Consider the following 18,774-nt stretch of genomic DNA (forward strand, 5'->3'; position numbering starts at 1 on the left):
GGCCTCGGCAGGATCGGCGTCGATGGGCTGCGGCAGGGCGTCCATGCCGGCAGTGGAACATGCGCCTACGTCAGAAGCGGTCGCTCATGCAGCGGAGGGCCATTTGACCGCCGGCCGCTTCGTCCCACCGCAGAACGCCGATCGGAGTCGGGGCGGCCCTCGCTCGCCTCAGACCCGCAATTCGACGAACACGTCCTCGGAGCCGGCGGTGTGTCCGATCATGGAGATGCGGAGACTGCGGCCGTCGTCGAGTTTCAGGGCGCCATCCCCGGCGCGAAAGGCCGCCTGAGCGACTTCGGCGGACACCTTGAGCGCGCCGCGCAGACGGGTCGGGCCCAGGCGCAGCTTCGACGGCTCGCCCTCGATCACATAATTCGCGGGGCCCTCGTAGCCGGAAAACCGGATCTGGCCGGCGCCGGCGGTGGTCGGAGCGGTCTTACGATTCATCGTGCGCCTCGATCGAAAGCGTTGGAGGGGTTCGGATCAGGAGGGCTTCCGCGCGAGCGCTGGCCAATGCCGCCCGGCGGTCTCGCTGAGCCTCGCGAGCTTCTTCCTGCGACGCCAGATCCGACCAAGCCGCCGCGGCGCGAGCATGCCGGACGCGCAACTGCTCCAGAGGCGTTCGCGCCGCGGCGGCGACTTCCGCCTCGGCTTGCGCCCGATAGATCTGGGCCCGACAGGTCTGGGAACGGGCCGCCGCAGCAGTTCGCATTGCCAATGTCCACTCTCGACATGAGTTCTCTTCCCGAGAACCGGGCCAAAGATCAAAAATTCGAAGAGACCACGGCGAGTTCCGAAACATGATCGGAGCCATGCGCACGCATGAGAAAGCCGGACAAGCCGATATTTGACTTAGACCACATGCTCACGGATGGGGGAAAGTTCAAAGAAATATCTCAAAAAATCTAAGTTCAGCTCGCTTGATATGGTAGTGAGCAGAATGAGATTTGAACCAGAACGTGCCGTCCTCATCGTTGCGCGGCGTGACGGCGTCTGGTGCGTCGAACACCTGGGTGCGCCCTTTGGGCATTCCAGCGAGAAGCAGATAGCCCAGGCCGCCGCCCTTCGACGGGCCCGGGAGTTGCTCTCCGCGGGACAGCCCTGCGAGGTTCAGATGCAGGGCGAGCGCCGGTTCGGGGCTCGCTGATGGCGCGTCCCACTGGCCCCGTCCGTCCTCCGGCGCCCCCCGCCTTGCGCTTCAGCGCGGAGATCGAAGCCGCCCTCGCCAACGGCGCTGTTGTCGAAGACATGACGCTGCGCCTCACGCTGGGCGACGCGACCAAGCTGGCGCGGGATCCATCGATACCGGTGGAGGACATCGCCTATGTGGATGGCGTCATGCGGTTCATGGGCGTGACGGTGGAGCGTGGCGGCGTGGAGTCCAGCACCCTGGAATGGAGCGATCCCGCCGGCTGATCGGGCCCAGGCGGACGATGCGGCCGCCGGGAGGACCGTCCTCCTGAGGCGACCGCGCGCACGGTCAGAACGTGCGGCCGGCGGTGAGGCGGGCGGTGGCGCTGGTTTGGCCGGCGCCGGCTTCCCCGGTGGCGTCGAGGTTGACCGTCCAGCCGCTGCCGAAGGCGACCTGAGCGCCCACGCCGACGCTGAAGCGGCCGCGGGCCCAGGTGTCGGTGTCGACGCTGTAGGCGGGGCCGTTCAGCCAGTCGGCATAGCGGACGACCTGGTCGCCGACGCTCAGCAGTTCCTGGCGCCACTCGATCCGGGCCCGGGGCGTGACCACACCGAAGTCATAGCGTCGCGGCCAGGCGATGCGGGCGCCCAGGACGGCGGCTAGTTCGCCCACATGGCGGCCGTCGTAGCTGAGGCGCACGTCGTCCGAGCCCTGCTCGACATAGCCGTGCAGCGCGGCGCGCACCCCCTCCAGGCGCCCGTAGGCGCTCCAGTCGGCGACGCCCTGGCGGCGCTCCAGCCCGGCGGCCAGCGAGCCGAACAGGATGTCGGCGTCGCGCGAGCCCGTGACAGGACCGGACGGCGTGCTGCGCCGCAGGTCGAAGGACAGGCGGCCGCCGCCGGCGGCGGCGTCGACGAAGACCCCGTCGACGGGCGTGAAGCTGCCATAGGCCCCCAGGGACCACGCGCGGTCCTCGACACGGGCGCTGTCGCCGTCGACGTCGGTCGAGCCGCGGCCGGCGCCGGCGGCCAGGCCGACGGTCAGGGTCTCGCTGACGCGGGCGTCGAGGCCGGCGCTCACGCCGGAGGTGGCGAGCGCAAGCTTGGCGGCCCCGTCGCCAGCCTTGCGACGACCGACGGTGACCGAGCCGCCGATCCATGGCTCCACCTGGCCGATGGCGCGCTCGCCGCCGCCGCGCAGGGTCAGGCCGGCGGCGCCCGGGGCTTCCGGCGGGGGCGGGTCGCCCGCGCGAGCGTCGGGTTGCTGGCGGTCGGCGACGCCGGAGACGAAGCGAACGCTGGAGCCGGCGCTGCGCCGGGCGTGCAACTGGTCCAGGCGGTCGCGGACGTTGTCGATCTGGGCGCGTGCGAACTGGCGCGTCATCTCGGTCTCGGCGCTTTCGAGGCCGCGGACCAGCGGATCGCGGCCAGGATCGGGCCGGGCCTGGACGGTGAAGGTGACGGTCAGCGGCGCGGATTCCCCGCCCTCGCCGGTGAGGGCGTAGGTGACGGTGGCCGAGCCGGTGAAGGTCGCAGCCGGCGCAAAGGTGAGCTGGTAGGTGCGCGCGGCCGGCGTGCCGCCCGCGACGAGCTGCGCGACGCCGACGCTGGCGGGCGGGGTGTCGAGCAGGCGCGCGGCGGTGAAGGGCCCGTTCTGGGCGGCGGCGGTCACGTCGACGGTTACGACGCGTCCGGCCAGGCCGCTGACCGAGATCGGGGCCGCGGTCGGAGCCGGGGCGACGACCTGGATGCTGACCCGGGCCGGGGCGGATTCGCCGCCGGGCCCGATGGCGACGAAGGTGAAGGCGTCGGGACCGCGGTAGCCGGTTTCGGGCACGTAGGTGGCGGTGAAGCCGTCGAGCGCGGCGGCGGGGCGTCGGGCCACGCCGCCGCTGCCGCCCTCGGCTAGGGCCGAGGCGCGGCCGGGGCGGCGCAGGGTCACCGTGCCGTGGCTGGGCATGGTGCGAAGCTGGACGTCGGTGGCGACGCCCCGGACGAGGGCCGCCAGGTCGACCGCGACGGCGCCGACCGTACGGGTGGCCGTGGGGTCGGTCCCGGACGCGGCGTTCCCGGCGTCGATCGTCTGCACCGGCGGCGAGTCGGCCTGGGGCGGCGGCGGCGGGGCGACGGTGATGCGCACCACCGCGGGGTCGGAGGTCACGCTGCCGACCGTTGCGGTGTAGCTGAACTGGTCCTGCCCGACGTAGCCGGGCTCTGGCACGTAGGTGACCTCCCCATCCTTCAGGGTGACCGTGCCATGGGCGGGGGGCGTGGTGACGGTGAAGGTCGCGTCCTCGCCGGACGAGGCCAGGGTGATGGTCTGGGTGGCTGTCTGGTAGGCGGTCTCGACCGTCGCCGGCTGGGCCACGACCGGCGGCGGAGGCGGCGGCGGGGGCGGCGGAGAGGCCGCGATCGTCACGCTGTAGGCCTGGAGGGCCGTGGCGCTGGCGGCGTCGGTGACCGTGATCGTGAAGTTATAGGTTCCGGCGGTGGTCGGCGTGCCGGCCACGCCGCCGCCGAGGGCAAGCCCGGGCGGCAGGGCGCCGGAGGTGACGCCGAAGCTGTAAGGCGAAGTCCCGCCGCTGGCCCCGAGGGCCTGGCTGTAGGCCGCGCCGACGGTCCCGCCGGGCAGCGAACCGGTTGTGATGGCGAGGCTGACGGGCGCGGCGGCGACCGTGCCGCTGTAGGCCTGAGAAGCGGTGGCGCTGGCGGCGTCGGTGACGGTGACGGTGAAGCTGTAGGCCCCGGCGGTGGTGGGCGTGCCGGTGATCGCGCCGCCGCTGGCCAGGCTGAGGCCGGCCGGCAGGCTGCCGGAGGTGACGCTGAAGCTGTAGGGCGAGGTCCCGCCCGTGGCGCCGAGGGTCTGGCTGTAGGCGGCGCCGACGGTGGGAGCGGAGAGGGAGCCGGTGATGGCGAGGCTGACGGGCGCGGCGGCGACCGTGCCGCTGTAGGCCTGGGAAGCGGTGGCGCTGGCGGCGTCGGTGACGGTGACGGTGAAGCTGTAGGCCCCGGCGGTGGTGGGCGTGCCGGTGATCGCGCCGCCGCTGGCCAGGCTGAGGCCGGCCGGCAGGCTGCCGGAGGTGACGCTGAAGCTGTAGGGCGAGGTCCCGCCCGTGGCGCCGAGGGTCTGGCTGTAGGCGGCGCCGACGGTGGGAGCGGAGAGGGAGGCTGTGGTGATGCTGACCGCGGCGGCGACGCTGCCGGAATAGGCGCGTGTGGCCGTGCGGCTGCCGGCGTCGGTGGCGGTGATGCTGAAGCTGAACGCGCCGCTGGTCGTGGGTGTGCCGGTGATCGCGCCGCTCGTGCCGTTCAGCGCGAGGCCTGCGGGCAACGCACCGGCCGAGACCGCGAAGGTGACCGGCGCCGTTCCGCCGGTGGCGGAGATGGCCTGGCTGTAGGCGACGCCGACGACGGGCGTGGCGACGCTGGTCGTGCTGATCGATAGCGCGGCGGCGACGGATCCGGAGTAGGCGCGGTTGGCCGTGCTGCTGTTGGCGTCGGTGACCGTCACCGTGAAGCTGTAGGCGCCGGCAGTGGTGGGCGTTCCTGAGAGGCCGCCGCCGCCCGCGAGGCTGAGACCGCCGGGGAGGCTGCCGGAGGTGACGGCGAAGCTGTAGGGCGCAGTCCCGCCCGTGGCGGAGAGGGTCTGGCTGAAGGCGGCTCCGACCTGCAGCGCGTTCAGGCTGGCGGTGGTGATGGAGATCGAAGCCGCCGAGACGGTGATCGTGTAGGCGGGGCTGACGCCGGTGTCGCCGGCGGTGTCCTGCGCCAGGATCGTGAAGGTGTAGCTGCCGGCGCCGGTAGGCGTTCCGCTGAGGACGCCCGAACTGCTGAGCGAGAGGCCGGTGGGCAGGCTTCCCGAGTTCAGCGAATAGCTGGCCGTGCCGTTGATCCCGCTGGCGGTGATCGTGGTGCTGTACGACTGGCCGAGCGTCGCCGACGGCAGCGCGCCGAGGCTGAAGGTGAGCGAGCAGCCGCCCGCCGGGGCCCGGTTGACGATCAGGGAGGGGCTGATGCTGGCGGTGGCGTTGGTGGCGTCGCGGACCGAGCCGCTCAGCGAGAAGGAGCCGTTCGAGCCGCAGGTCGTGCCCGAGACTGTGCCGTCGCTGTTGACCACCAGGCCGGTGGGGACGCCGCCGGAAACCGTGAAGGCGTAGGGCGCCGAGCCGCCGCTCGCCGTCAGGAACGGCTCGTGGCTGTAGGGGACGCCGCGGTCGACGTGGGTGTTGTTGTCGTTGACCGAGATGGCGGCGGCGGCCGAGCCCGCCCAGGCCATGACGCAGGTCGCGACGAACGCGGCGATGCGCTTGCTCAGGTTCCAGCCTTCCATGTTCCCTGCCCCAAAATGAGTAATGGGCGAGAATAGGTCGGCCCAAGATCGCAATTATCAGGCCTGATCTGCTGTCTAGTTAAGAAGAGTGGGGCGTACTGCAAAATGGCGACGACATAACGTCGCATATTCGTCCTCAACTGTCGGGGGAATATTGAGTACCAGAAGTATTGCGTCATCAGGTCGCGGGCCCTGAGCGCCTCGCGCGGCCACCTGTCGCACGGGCGGCGACCGGCGGTCGGCCGCCGCCGAGGGCGAGCCGGTCGGGTGTCGCGCGTCTTCCTGCCCCAAGGTCACACTTCCCCAGGCCCCCGCCGCGGGGCAATCATCGCGGCGAAGGAAACGTCAGACCGGGGAACCCCGGCGGGGCAGGCCATGAATTTCGACTTCTCGGACGACCAGAAATTCCTGAAGAACGAGGCGCGCAAGTTCCTAGAAGCGAACGGTTCGACCGCGCGGGTGCGCAAGGTGCTGGACGACGACAGCAAGGCCTATGACGCCGAGCTTTGGGCGGCGGTGGCCGGGCAGGGCTGGCTGGGCGCGGCGATCCCGGAGGAACACGGTGGGCTGGGCCTGGGGCACATCGAGCTGTGCGCCATCGCCGAGGAACTGGGACGCGTGGTGGCGCCGATCCCGTTCGCCTCGACGGTCTATTTCCTGGCCGAGGCCCTGATGCTGGCGGGCAGCGAGGCGCAGAAGGCGGCGCTGCTGCCGAAGATCGCCGCCGGCGAGGTGATCGGCTGCGTGGCGAGCTCGGAGGGGCCGGGGGTGCTGAACGCCTCGGCGCTGCAGGCCACGGTGAGCGGCGGCAAGCTCTCGGGCGTGAAGCTGCCGGTGACGGACGGCGACATCGCCACCCATGCGCTGGTGCTGGCCAAGGAGAACGGGCAGCCGGGGCTGTTCCTGGTGGACCTGGGCGTCGGTGGCATCACGCGCGAGGCGCTGAAGACGCTGGACCCCACACGGGACGCGGCGAGGCTGACGTTCGCCGGTGCGGCGGCCGAGCGCCTGGGCGGCGCGGGCGAGGGGCTGGCCCTGCTGGAGCAGGTGACGGACCGGGCGGCGGTCTTGCTGGCGTTCGAGCAGTGCGGCGGCGCCGACCGCTGCCTGGAGATGGCCAAGGCCTATGCGCTGGAGCGCTATGCGTTCGGCCGGGTGATCGCGAGCTACCAGGCGATCAAGCACAAGCTGGCCGACATGTACGTGAAGAACGAGCTGGCGCGGTCGAACGCCTACTACGGGGCCTGGGCGCTGAACACCAATGCCCCCGAACTGCCGGTGGCCGCCAGTGCCGCGCGGATCGCGGCCAGCGAGGCGTTCTGGTTCGGGGCGAAGGAGAACATCCAGACCCACGGCGGTATCGGCTTCACCTGGGAGGTGGACGCGCACCTCTACTACCGGCGGTCCCGCCAGCTCGGCCTCGTGGCCGGCGCGCCGCGCGTGTGGAAGGAGCGGCTGGTGAGCTGCCTGGAACGCAAGAACATGGCCGCCTAGCGAGGCGCCAAATCATGGGTCCCGGCTCGGCCTACGCGCCTGCGGCGCTCCGTTGGCCGGGATGACGGAGGATAAGGCATGGACTTCAACGACTCTCCGGAAGAGGCCGCCTATCGGGCGCAGGTCCGCGAATGGCTCGCTCAGAACGCGCCGAAGCAGGCCGTCGGGGGCGACGATCTCGAAGGCGCAAGCAAGGACACCATGCCGGCGTCCAAGGCCTGGCAGGCGAAGAAGGCGGCCGCCGGCTACGCCCAGATCACCTGGCCGAAGGAATGGGGCGGGCCGGGCGGCACGCCGATCCAGCAGGTGATCTTCAACGCCGAGGAGGCCAAGCACCCGGTCCCGCCGAACCCGTTCCAGATCGGGCTGGGCATGTGCGTGCCGACGGTGATGGCGTTCGCCGACGAGGACACCAAAAGGCGCTTCGTGGGGCCGGCGCTGCGCGGCGAGGAGATCTGGTGCCAGCTCTTCTCCGAGCCGTCGGGCGGCTCGGACGTGGCGGCGGCGCGGACCCGGGCGGTGAAGGCGCCCGACGGCTCGGGCGACTGGATCATCGACGGCCAGAAGGTGTGGACGACGGGCGCCCAGTTCTCGAACTTCGGCATCGTCGTTGTCCGGACCGACCCCGACGTGCCGAAGCACAAGGGCATGACGATGTTCTGGGTCGACATGAGCGATCCCGGCATCGAGGTGCGGCCGATCCACCAGATGTCGGGCGGCAGCGGCTTCAACGAGGTGTTCTTCACGGGCGTGCGCGTGCCGGACAGCCAGCGGCTGGGTGGCGTAGGCGACGGCTGGAAGGTCTCGCTGGTCACGCTGATGAACGAGCGGCTGGCCGTGGGCGGGCCCTCTGGGGCCGGCTGGAGCCACTTCCTCGAAGCCGCGCGCGACATCACCGGCTTCGACGGCGCACCGGTGCTGAAGGACCAGGCGGTGCGCGAGAAGCTGGCCGACTGGTACGTGGCGACCAAGGGGCTGGAGCACACCCGCAACCGCACCATGACGGCGCTCAGCCGCGGCCAGACGCCGGGGCCGGAGAGCTCGATCGGCAAGGTGGTCTCGGCGATGCAGATGCAGGACCTGGGCAATTCGGTCGTGGAGCTGCTGGACCAGTACGGGATCATCGACGACCCGGCGCTGGCGCCGCTGAAGGGGGCGTTCCACGCCTCGCTGATGAGCGCCCCGGGCCTGCGGATCGCCGGCGGCACGGACGAGATCCTGAAGAACATCATCGCCGAGCGCGTGCTGGGCCTGCCGGGCGACATCCGCGTGGACAAGGACGTGGCGTTCAAGGACCTGCCGACGGGGCGGTAGCGCATGGAACTGCTCCCCCGGACGGCGGCGCTGAAGGTGGTGCTGGACGCCATGCCGGGGGCGGTGGCCGAGCCGATGGCGGCCAACCGGAGCCGGACCGGGGAGCCGCTGGTGCTGCTCTACAAGATCGGTGGGAAGATGTTCGCCATCCTCTCGGTGCGCGGGACCGAGGGGGTGATCCTCAAGTGCGACCCGCACCTGGCCGAGGTGCTGCGCGAACAGTACGCGGGCGTGGGGCACAGGTCGCACCTGGACCGCCGGTTCTGGATCGCCGTGGACCTGGACTCGGACGTGCCCGCCGACGAGGTCGAGCACCTGTGCGCGGCGTCGTATGAGCTGGTGAAGGCCGGGCTGACGAAGAAGCAGCGGGAGGCGTTGGGGTAGGGCCCTACGCCGTCAGCGCCAGCGGCGTTCGGGCGGCGATGAGGTCGCTGTAGAGGCGGGTGAGGGCTTCGAAGGTGGCGTCCCAGCCGTGGCGGGTCTCGGCGCGGCGGCGGGCGGCGGCGGAGAGGGCGGGGAGGTCGCGGGCGAAGAGGGCCTCGATGGCCTCGGCCAGGCCGGCGGGTTCGACGTTGCGGGCGGGCTGGCCCACCGAGGCGTCGATGAGTTCGCCGACGCCGCCGCGATGGGAGCCGACGACGGGCAGGCCGGCGGCCATGGCTTCCAGCACGAAGAGGCCGAAGATCTCGTTCTCGTTGGCGTGCAGGGCCGCATCGCAGGAGGCGAGGAGGGCCGCGAGGCGGACCGGGTCGCGCTCGAAGTCGAGGCTGACGACGCCCGGCGACCAACTGACGTCCTTGCCGGCGCCCACCAGCAGCAGCTTGTAGGGCGCGCCCAGCCGCTCGACCGCCGCGACCATGGAGTCGATGTTCTTCTCGCGGGCCGGACGTCCGGCGAAGACGAGCAGGCGGGTCTCGGCGGGCAGGCCGAGCTTGCGCAGGAGCCGGGCGCGGTCGCCGCGGGCGGGATTGAAGAGGTCGGTGTCGACGCCGAGCTGCTGGATCGACATGCGCTGGACGCCGGCGTCGGCGAGGCGGGCGGCCATGTGACGGCTGGGGGCGACTACGTGGTCGAAGCGCTGGTAGGCCTGGGCCCAGAAGCTGAACGCAGGCGCCTCGGCCCATTCGCCGAAGTGCAGGGCCGCGAGGGCCGCCGCGTCGGTGTGGCAGAAGCCGACCACGGGCACGCCCAGGGCCTCGCCGGCGTAGAGGGCGGCATGGCCGGGCACGAAGACGTCGCCGGCCTCGATCACGTCGGGCTCCAGCAGGCGCAGCACCGTCTCCCACTTCGTCAGGCTGGCGGGCATGCGGTAGCCGTTGCCGAAGGGCAGGCGGGTGGCGGCCACGGTGACCAGGCCCTCGCTCTCGGCGCGGGTGCGCGCGCCGGGGACGACCAGGGTGTGGCGCACGTCGGCCCGGCGGCGGGCGAGCCAGGCGCGCTTGGCCATCAGGTAGCGCTTCACGCCGCCGGACTGCGGCGCGTACATCATGGTGGTGTCGATCAGGTGGAAGCCCGCCCCGTGCGGCTCCACAGCAGCCGGCGCCGGCTCGGGCTCGAGCCGGATGAGGTTGGCGTACCTGGGGGCGGTGACGTCGAACACGCGACCCGATCTCCGTGCGAGGATGCTGCTGGCGGCGGCGTTGAAGAGCGCTTCGGAGGACTCCGGGCGGACGACCTTGGCCTTGAGGGCCTTAAGGGTCGCGCGCCGGATCTTTCGTCTCTTCCGAAGGCTGGCCAGTGGAATCGTCCTTCGCTCGCGGCAGAGCCATAGTAGCGGCGCTGCGCACGATGTCAGCGCCCACGGCGCCGCTTTCAAGGCCTGAGGGCGACGCCATTGCAATCATTGCCATGAGAGCCCCTTCCGATCGCACCGCTGGCCTGGCGATAACCCGCGGGCGGAAGGGAAGTTGCGCCGCCGCTCATCCGGTCGCCGGCTCGCCGTCGAGCGTGTCCTTCAGGTCCCTCGGCACCAGCAGCAGGAGGGGCAGGATCAGGGCGTAGACTCCGACCGTGGCGTAGATCGCGGTCTGGAAGCCGCCCTGACGGTCGTAGAGCCACGCGCCGAAGACGTCGCCGAAGCGGAGCGAGACGTAGTACATCGCCATGAACATCATCATCATCGTGCCCTGCAGCCCCGGCGGGCAGGCGCGGATGGCGAGGTCGGTGAAGGCGGCTTGGCCGAGGCCGCCGATGAGGCCCAGGGCGACGGCGGCGACGAGCGCCTCGGTCGGCGTGCGCACGAACAGCAGCGGCGTCATCTGCACCACGGCCAGCGCCGCGCCGACCCACAGCAGGGTGTTCAGCCGCACCCGGCGGCAGAGCCAGGAATAGAGCAGCATCACCGGCACAAACGAGCCCATGAAGAGGCCGTACCAGGCGCCGACCTGGGCGTCGGTGGCGTGCAGGCCGTTGGAGAGGTGGAACTGCAGCACCGCGCCGGCGGCGGGCGAGAACTGCCACAGGAGCTGGATCGCCATCACGGCGTAGAGCGGCCGGTGGCGCAGGAGCCGGGCGAGGTCGCCCGCCACGGTATGCTCGCGGGCCTGGGCATGGTGGTGGTCAAAGAGGCGGGCCGGGCCGAACAGGCCCATGAGGGCGACCACCGCCATCAGCCCCAGGCCGACGCCGAACAGGATCCGCGCCGCGCCGGCGGCGTCGCGCCCCTCCAGGTAGCCGCTGAGGGCGCCCCCCAGGAAGTAGGCCGCGAGGTTGGGGACGAGGATGGCGAGGTTGCCGAGCACGCTGACCTGGCCGGTCATGGCCTCCTCCTGGCCGATGGCGGAGGTGACGCCGCGCCCGGCGCTGAGCACGAACTGGATCGCCACGGTGGTCAGGAAGACGCCGGCCAGCAGGACGCCGTAGGTGGGTTCCAGCAGGATCATGGCCCCGTAGGAGAGCACCGACAGGAGGCCGAAGATGACTACGTAGCCCCGGTCGCCGCGCCCGAACGGGCTCCAGGTGTCGCGCAGGAAGCCGAACAGGAAACCGACGAACAACGGGATCGAGGCGATCAGGTTGAAGGTGGCGACGCCATGGGCCGTGAGCCCCAGCTTGTTCTTCAGGAAGAACACGACGGGCAGGCCGATCAGCCCCTCCCAGGGCACGGCGAACTGCACCAGGGTGAGCATGACGCCGCCGTAGACCAGCAGGCGTGTGCGTTCGACCGGCGTCATGCGGCTGTCCCGGCCGAACTGCGCATCATCCCCATGCCGCCCCCCGAAGTCCCCACGCCAGCAGGCGGCGGATCGGGGCGGATGGCAATGGTCATTCGCGGAACGGCGGACCTTCGGTCTCCGGGCTCAGCGCGGGTCGTAGGCGCGGCCGATCTCGGGGCGGGCGCCGACGTCGGGCAGGAACTCGGGCTCGCGGCGGGCGCGGGTGGCCTGTTCGAAGGCGTAGCCGAGGGCCAGGAGCTTCGCCTCGGACCATTCGGGACCCAGGAACGAGATCCCCACCGGCAGGCCGGTCGCGTAGCCGGCCGGCACCGTGAGGTGCGGGTAGCCGGAGACGGCGGGCAGGCGCGAGGGCGAGCCGAAGAACGGGCCGCCGTTCACCGGGTCGACGATCGAGGGCGGGCCGCCACTGGGCGCGACGATGGCGTCCAGCTTGTTCTCGGCCAGCATCCTGTCGAGGGCCTCGCGGGAGAGCTTGCGGGCGGTCGCGCGCTTATCGAGGTAGGCCGGGTCGGTGATCGGCGGCTTCGCCTCGGCCGCCTCGAAGATCTCCTGGCCGAACAGGGGCATCTCGCGGGCGGCCTCGGCCTTGTTGAAGGCGATGAGGTCGGCGAGCGTGCGGCTCTTCACGGCGGCCGGCGTGGAGGCGAGGTAGGCGTTCAGCGCGGCCTTGAACTCGGTGCGCAGCAGGTCGCCCTCCAGTTCGCCGATCTTCCCGGCGGTGGCGTCGTCGGGGCCCTTGATCTCGACCACCACGGCGCCCTGGTCGCGCAGCGCCTGCAGCGAGGCCTCGAAGATGGCGTCGGTCTGCGGCGAGCGTCCCTTCCACGGGAACCAGGCGCCGATACGGGCGCCCTTGAGGGCGTCGCGCTTCAGGCCTTCGAGGTAGTTGGCCTTATGGGCGTCAGCGTCCTTGGTGGCCGGGTCTGCGGGATCGCCGCCGGCGATGACATTCAGCATGGCCGCGGCGTCGGCCACGGTGCGGGTCATCGGACCGGCGGTGTCCTGTTCGGGCGAGATCGGGACGATGAAGGTGCGCGAGACGAGGCCGACCGTGGGCTTGAGCCCGACGACGCCGTTCATGGCGGCCGGGCAGGTGACCGAGCCGTCCGTTTCGGTGCCGATGGCGAAGGCGGCGAGACCGGCGGCGACCGCGGCGCCCGAGCCCGAGGACGAGCCGCAGGCCGTACGGTCGAGCGAATAGGGGTTGCGGACCAGCCCGCCCACGCCGCTCCAGCCGCTGATCGAGCGCGTGGAGCGGAAGTTGGCCCATTCGGACAGGTTGGTCTTGCCGAGGACGACCGCGCCGGCGTCGCGCAGGCGCTTCACGATCGGCGCGTCGCGGCCGGCGGCGTTGGCGGCCAGGGCGAGGGAGCCGGCGGTGGTGGGGCCGTCGGCGGTCTCGATGTTGTCCTTCAGCAGGATCGGCACGCCGTGCAGCGGCCCGCGGACCTTGCCGGCGCGGCGCTCGGCGTCCAGGCGGCGGGCCTCGTCCAGGGCGTGGGGGTTGAGGGCGATCACGGCGTTGAGCTTGGGCCCGGCGCGGTCGATCCGCTCGATCCGCTCCAGGTAGGCGCGGACGAGCTGTTCGGAGGTCACCTTGCGGTCGGTGAGGGCGGCCTGCTGCTCGCCGGCGGAGGCGTAGGGGCTGAGGGGCAGGGGCTGCGCCCCGGCGGCAGGGGCAAGCGCGGCGGCGAGACCCAGGGCAAGGATGGCGGACCGGATCATGCTGGCGAACTCCCCCGAGGACAGACGCCAGTTGTAGCGCCTGCGCCGCGTCGCGCCAGCGGGGTTGGGCTCAACCGCCGCTAAGCGGCCGCGACGGCCGCAGCGTCCCATTCGGCAAGGACGCCGAACTGGCGCAGGCGTGTGAGCAGGCGCTGCAGGTTCGCGAGGTTATCGACCACCATCCGGTCGAGGGCGGCGCGGGTCGAGGGCGACACCATGGCGACGAGGCCGCGCGGTCCGCGCTGGCAGAACCCATCCTCTTCCAGCGCGATCACGTAGCGGCGCAGGGTCTCGCTGGAGAGCTTGAGCCGCTCGGCGAGCTTGCGGTTGCGCACCGGCCGGGCCACGGCGGGCGGATCGTCCATCCAGACCGCGAGTTGCTCGGGGGGCAGGCTGGAGATGTTCTCGCGGATCATCGCCAGCATGATGACGCCGTTGGTGGTGTCGCCGACGAGCGCGCCGAGGTCGTCGGCGACGCGCAGCATGTATTCCCAGATGAGCCGGTTGGTCAGGCGCAGGGGCGGCGAGTCCCAGGTGCGCTGGGATGTGGGCTCTGGCGGGACGAGGCCCAGGGACCGGACCTCCAGGTAGAAGGCCCGCAGGTGCTCGTGCCGGAGGATCACGTTGTCGAGGAAGCGGTCCGCCCCGAGCGCCCAGGGCGAGACCCGAACGCCCTTAGCGGTGACTTCCAGGGCGCCCCTCCGGACCATGCGCTGGACGCGCCGGCGGGCGGTCTCGAAGGGCATCCGCAGGGATTGGGCGACGGCGTTGACGCTGACGGGCCGCCGCAGCTCGTCGGGCGGGGCGTCGGCCAGGACGGCGTAGGCGACCTGCAGCTCGGGGTCGTTGCTGATGGTCGCCACGTTGGCCGACTGGATCGCGGCGAACAGCAGGCCGTCGACGATGTCCTCGTTCGCCCGGCTGGCCTGCTCGACGTTGAGGATGAAGTTCATCGTCGGCTGGGCCATGCGCCAGGCCAGCGCCAGCCGTTCGTCGGGTTCCGGCAGGTTGGCGGGCGGCGCGGTCATGGCCGGCGGGGCCCCAGCCCCTTGAGCAGTTCGGCCACGGCGGCGTCGAGCTGGCTGTCGCGGCCGCTGAGAGTCTCGCCCAGTGGCCGCTCGACATGGACGTCGACGGGGCGAGGGTTCAGCTCCATGTCCTTGCCGTCGGCGCCCTGGATGCGGATGAACGGCACGCGGACGGACGAACCGTCGATCAGCGGCTGGGCGCCGGTGTAGATGATCCACCCGCCGGTGGGCACACCCACCACCTTGCCCAGGCCCAGGTGGCGGTAGCCCTCGGTGAAGTCCTCGGCGTCGGAAAGCGAGCTTTCGTTGGTGACCAGGATCGTCGGGGAGCCCAGGGCGCGCTGGCCCAGGTTCTGGCGGCTGGGCACGCCGAACAGGCCGCGGGGCGTCATGGTCAGGAAGTTCTTCCGGCTGAAGACGTCGAGGACGTAGCCGTTGATGAAGCCGCCGTTGTTGTTGCGCACGTCGATGACGACGCCGTCCTTGCCCTGGTTCTGGGCGTCGAGGTCGATGTAGAGCTGGTCCAGGCTGTCGGAGCCCATGTCCAGGATGTGGACGTAGCCCAGCCGCCCGCCGCTGGCCTTCTCCACATAGGCGCGGCGGTCATTGACCCATTGGCGGTAGAGCAGGCCGCCGGCGACGCCGGGCGCGACGGGCCGCACGACGGCCTGGCGGCCGGAGACGGTGAGCACCGTGCGCTTGCCGGCGCGGTCCAGGAGCAGGCTGTCGAGGTTGACGCCCGGGCCGACCGGCTTGCCGTCGACGGCGGTGAGCACGTCGCCTGGCTTGATCGAACCTTCGATATCGGCCGGGCCGAGGGCGATCACCTCGCGGACGACCAGGCCGCGGCCGGCTTCGTAGGCCTCGCGGTCGAAGCGGAGGCCGAGGTCGCCGACACGCGCCGCCGGCTGGGCGCCGAAGCCGTCGGCGGGCCGGTTGATGCCCGAGTGCGAGGCGTTCAGTTCGCCGATCATCAGGTTGATGACGCGGCGCAGTTCGTCCGGCGTCTGGGCCCCCTGGGCGAACGGCTCGAAACGTTCGCGTAGCGCCGTCCAGTCCTGGCCGTGGAACGTCTCGTCGTAGAAGGCGCGGTCCATGGTGGACCAGGCCTCGTCGAACACCACCTGCTTCTCGGCGTCGAAGCGGACGACCATCTCGCCGGTGACGTCGATGAACTTCGGCTTGGGGCTCTCGACGGGCGTGGCGCTGACGCGGCCGCCGTCGAGATAGTAGACCTGCTTGGAGTCGGGGCTGAAGGCGTAGTCGCGCTTGGGCCGGCGGCCGCCGGTGAGCTGCGCCGGCGCGGGGGGCTCCTTGGCCAGCTCGTCCAAGCTGTAGCTGAACAGGTTCTGCTGGTCGCCCTGGCGGGCGCGGTAGACGAGCGTCTTGCCGTCGGGGCTGATCACCGGCTCCTCGGCCGAGCCGCCCAGCGGGATGAAGGTGGCGCGTTCGCGAATGCCCTCGAAGACGATGCGGACCACCGGCGTCTTGCCCTTGGCGGCGGGCGCGTCGTTCGAGGCGGCGGCGTCCTCGGCCTTGGGCTCGTCGTCGCCGCCGCCGGGCTTGGCGGCGGGGGTCTTGTCCTTGGGATCGGACTTCGGCGCCGGCGTTCCTGGCGGAGCGGCTTTGAACAGGTCGCGGAAGGCGTCCTCGCGGTACTTCGGCGTGTTGGGCAGCAGGTCGACGCGGACCATCTTCACCGGCTCGCTGCGCTGGCCGCTGTCGAAGACGATGTACTTGCCATCCGGCGACCACGCGATCTGGTCGGCGGCGTTGCCGTTGGCCAGGAAGCTGACCGGCTGGGCGGGGCCGCCCGCCACGGGGGCGACCCAGACGTTGCGGAACGACTTCTTGTCGGTGACGCCGAAGGCGAGCCACTTCGAGTCGGGCGACCAGGCCAGCCTGGAGCCGTCGTTGCGGTCGAGGGCGCCCTCGAACAGGACGCGGTCCCCGCCGCCGGCCAGGGTGATGACCCGGATCTGCCGCGTGCCGTGGACATAGGCCAGCATCTTGCCGTCGGGCGAGTAGCTGGGGGCGGCGTCGACGTCCGAGGGTTGGGTGAGCGGGCGCTCCTTCTGGGTGGCGAAGTCGTACTCCATCACCTGGCTCTGCCGGCCGCGCTCGGCGACGTAGGCCAGGCGGCGGCTGTCGGACGACCAGGCGAGGTCGCTCTCGGCCGCGGGCGTCTCGGTGATGCGCTGGGCCTGGCCGCCGTCCTTGGCTGGGGCGGCGAAGACCTCGCCGTGGGCGATGACGGCCAGCTTCTTACCGTCGGGCGAGACCGCCATGCTGCGGAAGCTGGTCTCGACCAGCCGGCGCTCGCCGGCGGCGGCGGGGGCGCCGCGCAGGGCGACCGGGACCTTGGCGGCGGCGCCGGTGGCGGTGTCGAGCTTCCAGATCTCGAACTCGCGTTCGAAGACGATCGACTTGCCGTCGTAGCCGATCGACGGGAACAGCACCCGGCCGTCGGTGAACCTTGTCACCTGCTGCGGGGCGCCGCCGGCCGCCGCCATGCGCCAAAGGTTCTCCGTCCCGCCCTCGTCGCTCATGAACCAGAGCGTGGCGCCGTCGGCGCTCCACATCGGCCAGAGGCGCTTCGAACTGGCGCCGAGCAGGCGGCGGTACGGCGCGTTCGCGGCGATGGGCTTCACCCACAGCTCGGCCTCGTCGATGTGGCTATGGCCGTTGCGCCACCACTGGGTGGACGAAATCCCCTTGGCCATCAGGGCGATGGACTGGCCGTCGGGCGAGGGGGCGGAGTTGAACTCGTTGAGGTAGCGCTCGCGGCTGACCTCCAGCGGCGTGCCGCCAGTCGCGGCGACGCGCCAGACGTCGTTCTGGCGGGCGATGTCGTTGGCGGGGCCGGAGACGTAGAGCCACTTGCCGTCGCGCGACCAGCCGTCGAGCTGCTCGTTGGCGTCGGTGTAGGTGATGCGGCGCAGCTTGCCGGTGGCGAGCGTGAGCACGTAGACGTTCGCGGCGCCGGCGCGGTTGGAGGTGAAGGCGATCTCGCGGCCGTCGGGGGAATAGAGCGGGCGACCCTCGGTGGCGGCGTCGGTGACCAGCAGGCTGGCCGTGCCGCCGGCGGCGGGGACGGTCCAGATGTCGCCGCCCGAGACGAAGGCGATCTCGCCGCCGTCGGGCGACAGCGAAGGCTCGGCGAGCGTGGGCTTGGGCGCAGCGTGTGCCTGGACTGCGATGGCGGCCAAGGTGGCCGAGAGCAGGCCGGCGAGGCTGCGGCGGATGGTCATGAACGCACACTTCCCGAAGCTTGAGCGCACATGTTTAGCGCATTTCGCCGCCCCGTCAGGGGGTCAGGGCAAGGATATGCCCTGCCAGACGGCCAGGGCCACGACGAGCACGCCGACGATCCAGGTCAGAAGGCGCAACGGAAGCACCTTGGTCATCCAGCCCGCGACGGGCGCGGCGACCACGCCGCCGGCGATCAGGCCGGCCAGCGACCACATGAGCCCGCCCAGCCCTTCGGTCTCCCAGTGGCCGGACAGCAGACTGCCCAGGAAGGCGGCCGAGGTGGCGATCGCCACGAACATCTCGGCGGCGTTAGTGGTGCCGATGGCCTTGCGCGGATCGGCGCCCGCACCCAGCAGCGAGCTGGTCACCACCGGTCCCCAGCCGCCGCCGCCGATGGCGTCGAAGAAGCCGCCCAGCAGGCCCAACGGGAAGGGCGAGCGCCAGGAGAAGACCTTGGGCCGCGCCTGTCGCCAGGCGCGGTAGAGGATCACCAGGCCCATCAGGAACAGCCAGCCGACGACGTAAGGCTTCACGGCCTCGCCAGGCACGGAGGTGAGGACGTAGGCCCCGATGACCCCGCCCAGCACGCCGCCGCCCGAGAGCAGCGCCAGCAGCCTCCAGTCGATGTTGCGGTGGTAGATGTGCGAGGCGCCAGAGGCGGCCCCGGTGAAGACCTTGGCCGCGTGCACGCTGGCGGAGGCGTTGGCGGGCGTGACGCCGAAGCTGAGCAGCACCGACGTCGAGATCACGCCGTAGGCCATGCCCAAGGCGCCGTCGACGAGCTGCGCCGCGAAGCCCACGGCCGCGAAGAGCCAGAAATCAGGATCCATCCGGGCTGGCTGTTAGGGCCAAGCTGCCGCCCCGGCCAGCCCAGAACCTCTAAAGGCCGCCTCAGGAGGGGTGGCCGCGCGGGGTGCGACATTTGGCGGAAGCGCCGGGCGAACGCGGTTCGGCTATAGCCAAGCTCAAGGACTACCGACGTGTTCCGCCGCCATCGTGCCGCGCGGCGACCAGGTCGAAGGCGGGGAAGAGCCGGGGGTTGACCCCATCCGGCCACGGCCTCTTCCCCGCGGTCCAAGCCATCCGAAAATTTTTTCGCCGACCCGTGACGGAGTTTCCGCGCGGCTTGCGCCTATCCGTCCGAACCCAGGGCTTTGGGTGTGTCGCCGCCTCGATCGGCGGCGCGCTCAAAGGGGAGGGGCCGGGCGGCCTCCGTGTCAGCCGCCCGGTCCTTCTCCCAACATCGGAGGCGAAGGACCTCAGTCCTTGGCGCGTTCCTGGTACGAGAAGTCTTCCGTCAGGATCACCACGCGGGTGCCGGCCG

At 71.3% G+C, this 18,774-nt stretch carries 12 protein-coding genes; 4 read left to right on the top strand and 8 right to left on the bottom strand.

The window, feature by feature from the left end:
- Positions 1 to 168: 168 nt before the first annotated feature.
- Positions 169 to 447 (bottom strand): hypothetical protein, encoded by a 279-nt coding sequence (locus Q0L11_RS21200; RefSeq protein WP_296599917.1) that lies wholly within the window; start codon positions 445 to 447, stop codon positions 169 to 171.
- Positions 448 to 1,191: 744 nt separating this feature from the next.
- On the opposite strand from Q0L11_RS21200, the gene Q0L11_RS21205 reads away from it, so the two are divergent.
- Positions 1,192 to 1,416, top strand: a complete 225-nt coding sequence (locus tag Q0L11_RS21205; protein ID WP_296599918.1) for a hypothetical protein — start codon at positions 1,192 to 1,194, stop codon at positions 1,414 to 1,416.
- Between the two features lie 64 nt (positions 1,417 to 1,480).
- Here Q0L11_RS21205 and Q0L11_RS21210 read toward each other — a convergent pair whose 3' ends face one another.
- Entirely contained in the window at positions 1,481 to 5,461 is a 3,981-nt protein-coding gene (locus Q0L11_RS21210) for a putative Ig domain-containing protein (protein WP_296599920.1), read from the bottom strand.
- A gap of 375 nt (positions 5,462 to 5,836) precedes the next feature.
- Between Q0L11_RS21210 and Q0L11_RS21215 the strand changes: the two genes are divergently transcribed.
- The 3 genes from Q0L11_RS21215 (at position 5,837) to Q0L11_RS21225 (ending at position 8,653) form a co-directional block, all read left to right on the top strand.
- Positions 5,837 to 6,955, top strand: coding sequence for an acyl-CoA dehydrogenase family protein (locus tag Q0L11_RS21215; protein ID WP_296599922.1), 1,119 nt, complete (start codon positions 5,837 to 5,839; stop codon positions 6,953 to 6,955).
- Positions 6,956 to 7,033: 78 nt separating this feature from the next.
- Positions 7,034 to 8,269 (top strand): acyl-CoA dehydrogenase family protein, encoded by a 1,236-nt coding sequence (locus Q0L11_RS21220; protein ID WP_296599924.1) that lies wholly within the window; start codon positions 7,034 to 7,036, stop codon positions 8,267 to 8,269.
- A 3-nt stretch (positions 8,270 to 8,272) separates the two neighbouring features.
- Positions 8,273 to 8,653: an MmcQ/YjbR family DNA-binding protein gene (locus Q0L11_RS21225; RefSeq protein ID WP_296599926.1), complete on the top strand. Its 381-nt coding sequence runs from the start codon at positions 8,273 to 8,275 to the stop codon at positions 8,651 to 8,653.
- Positions 8,654 to 8,657: 4 nt separating this feature from the next.
- Here Q0L11_RS21225 and Q0L11_RS21230 read toward each other — a convergent pair whose 3' ends face one another.
- The 6 genes from Q0L11_RS21230 to Q0L11_RS21255 form a co-directional block, all read right to left on the bottom strand.
- The gene (locus tag Q0L11_RS21230) at positions 8,658 to 9,869 is read right to left on the bottom strand and encodes a glycosyltransferase (protein ID WP_296599927.1); all 1,212 of its coding nucleotides are present in this window, start codon (positions 9,867 to 9,869) and stop codon (positions 8,658 to 8,660) included.
- A 319-nt stretch (positions 9,870 to 10,188) separates the two neighbouring features.
- Positions 10,189 to 11,442, bottom strand: a complete 1,254-nt coding sequence (locus Q0L11_RS21235; RefSeq protein ID WP_296599929.1) for an MFS transporter — start codon at positions 11,440 to 11,442, stop codon at positions 10,189 to 10,191.
- 126 nt (positions 11,443 to 11,568) lie between these two features.
- Positions 11,569 to 13,170 carry an amidase gene (locus Q0L11_RS21240; RefSeq protein ID WP_296599931.1) on the bottom strand — a complete coding sequence of 534 codons (1,602 nt, stop codon included), beginning with the start codon at positions 13,168 to 13,170 and terminating at the stop codon, positions 11,569 to 11,571.
- Between the two features lie 80 nt (positions 13,171 to 13,250).
- A complete protein-coding gene (locus Q0L11_RS21245) occupies positions 13,251 to 14,198 on the bottom strand; it encodes a hypothetical protein (RefSeq protein WP_296599932.1) in 948 nt (315 codons plus the stop codon).
- On the bottom strand, positions 14,195 to 17,449 hold the full coding sequence (locus tag Q0L11_RS21250) for a S41 family peptidase (RefSeq protein ID WP_296599933.1): 3,255 nt from the start codon (positions 17,447 to 17,449) through the stop codon (positions 14,195 to 14,197). The genes Q0L11_RS21245 and Q0L11_RS21250 overlap by 4 nt, the downstream gene beginning before the upstream one ends.
- Positions 17,450 to 17,512: 63 nt before the next feature.
- On the bottom strand, positions 17,513 to 18,280 hold the full coding sequence (locus Q0L11_RS21255) for a sulfite exporter TauE/SafE family protein (RefSeq protein ID WP_296599934.1): 768 nt from the start codon (positions 18,278 to 18,280) through the stop codon (positions 17,513 to 17,515).
- Between the last annotated feature and the right edge of the window lie 494 nt (positions 18,281 to 18,774).

The organism is Phenylobacterium sp., from assembly GCF_024508875.1.
GTDB lineage: Bacteria > Pseudomonadota > Alphaproteobacteria > Caulobacterales > Caulobacteraceae > Phenylobacterium.

Coding starts and splice junctions, on each gene's coding strand:
- Q0L11_RS21200 (WP_296599917.1), bottom strand. CDS start 447: ATGAATCGTAAGACCGCTCCGACCACCGCCGGCGCCGGCCAGATCCGG.
- Q0L11_RS21210 (WP_296599920.1), bottom strand. CDS start 5,461: ATGGAAGGCTGGAACCTGAGCAAGCGCATCGCCGCGTTCGTCGCGACC.
- Q0L11_RS21215 (WP_296599922.1), top strand. CDS start 5,837: ATGAATTTCGACTTCTCGGACGACCAGAAATTCCTGAAGAACGAGGCG.
- Q0L11_RS21220 (WP_296599924.1), top strand. CDS start 7,034: ATGGACTTCAACGACTCTCCGGAAGAGGCCGCCTATCGGGCGCAGGTC.
- Q0L11_RS21225 (WP_296599926.1), top strand. CDS start 8,273: ATGGAACTGCTCCCCCGGACGGCGGCGCTGAAGGTGGTGCTGGACGCC.
- Q0L11_RS21235 (WP_296599929.1), bottom strand. CDS start 11,442: ATGACGCCGGTCGAACGCACACGCCTGCTGGTCTACGGCGGCGTCATG.
- Q0L11_RS21240 (WP_296599931.1), bottom strand. CDS start 13,170: ATGATCCGGTCCGCCATCCTTGCCCTGGGTCTCGCCGCCGCGCTTGCC.
- Q0L11_RS21245 (WP_296599932.1), bottom strand. CDS start 14,198: ATGACCGCGCCGCCCGCCAACCTGCCGGAACCCGACGAACGGCTGGCG.
- Q0L11_RS21250 (WP_296599933.1), bottom strand. CDS start 17,449: ATGACCATCCGCCGCAGCCTCGCCGGCCTGCTCTCGGCCACCTTGGCC.
- Q0L11_RS21255 (WP_296599934.1), bottom strand. CDS start 18,280: ATGGATCCTGATTTCTGGCTCTTCGCGGCCGTGGGCTTCGCGGCGCAG.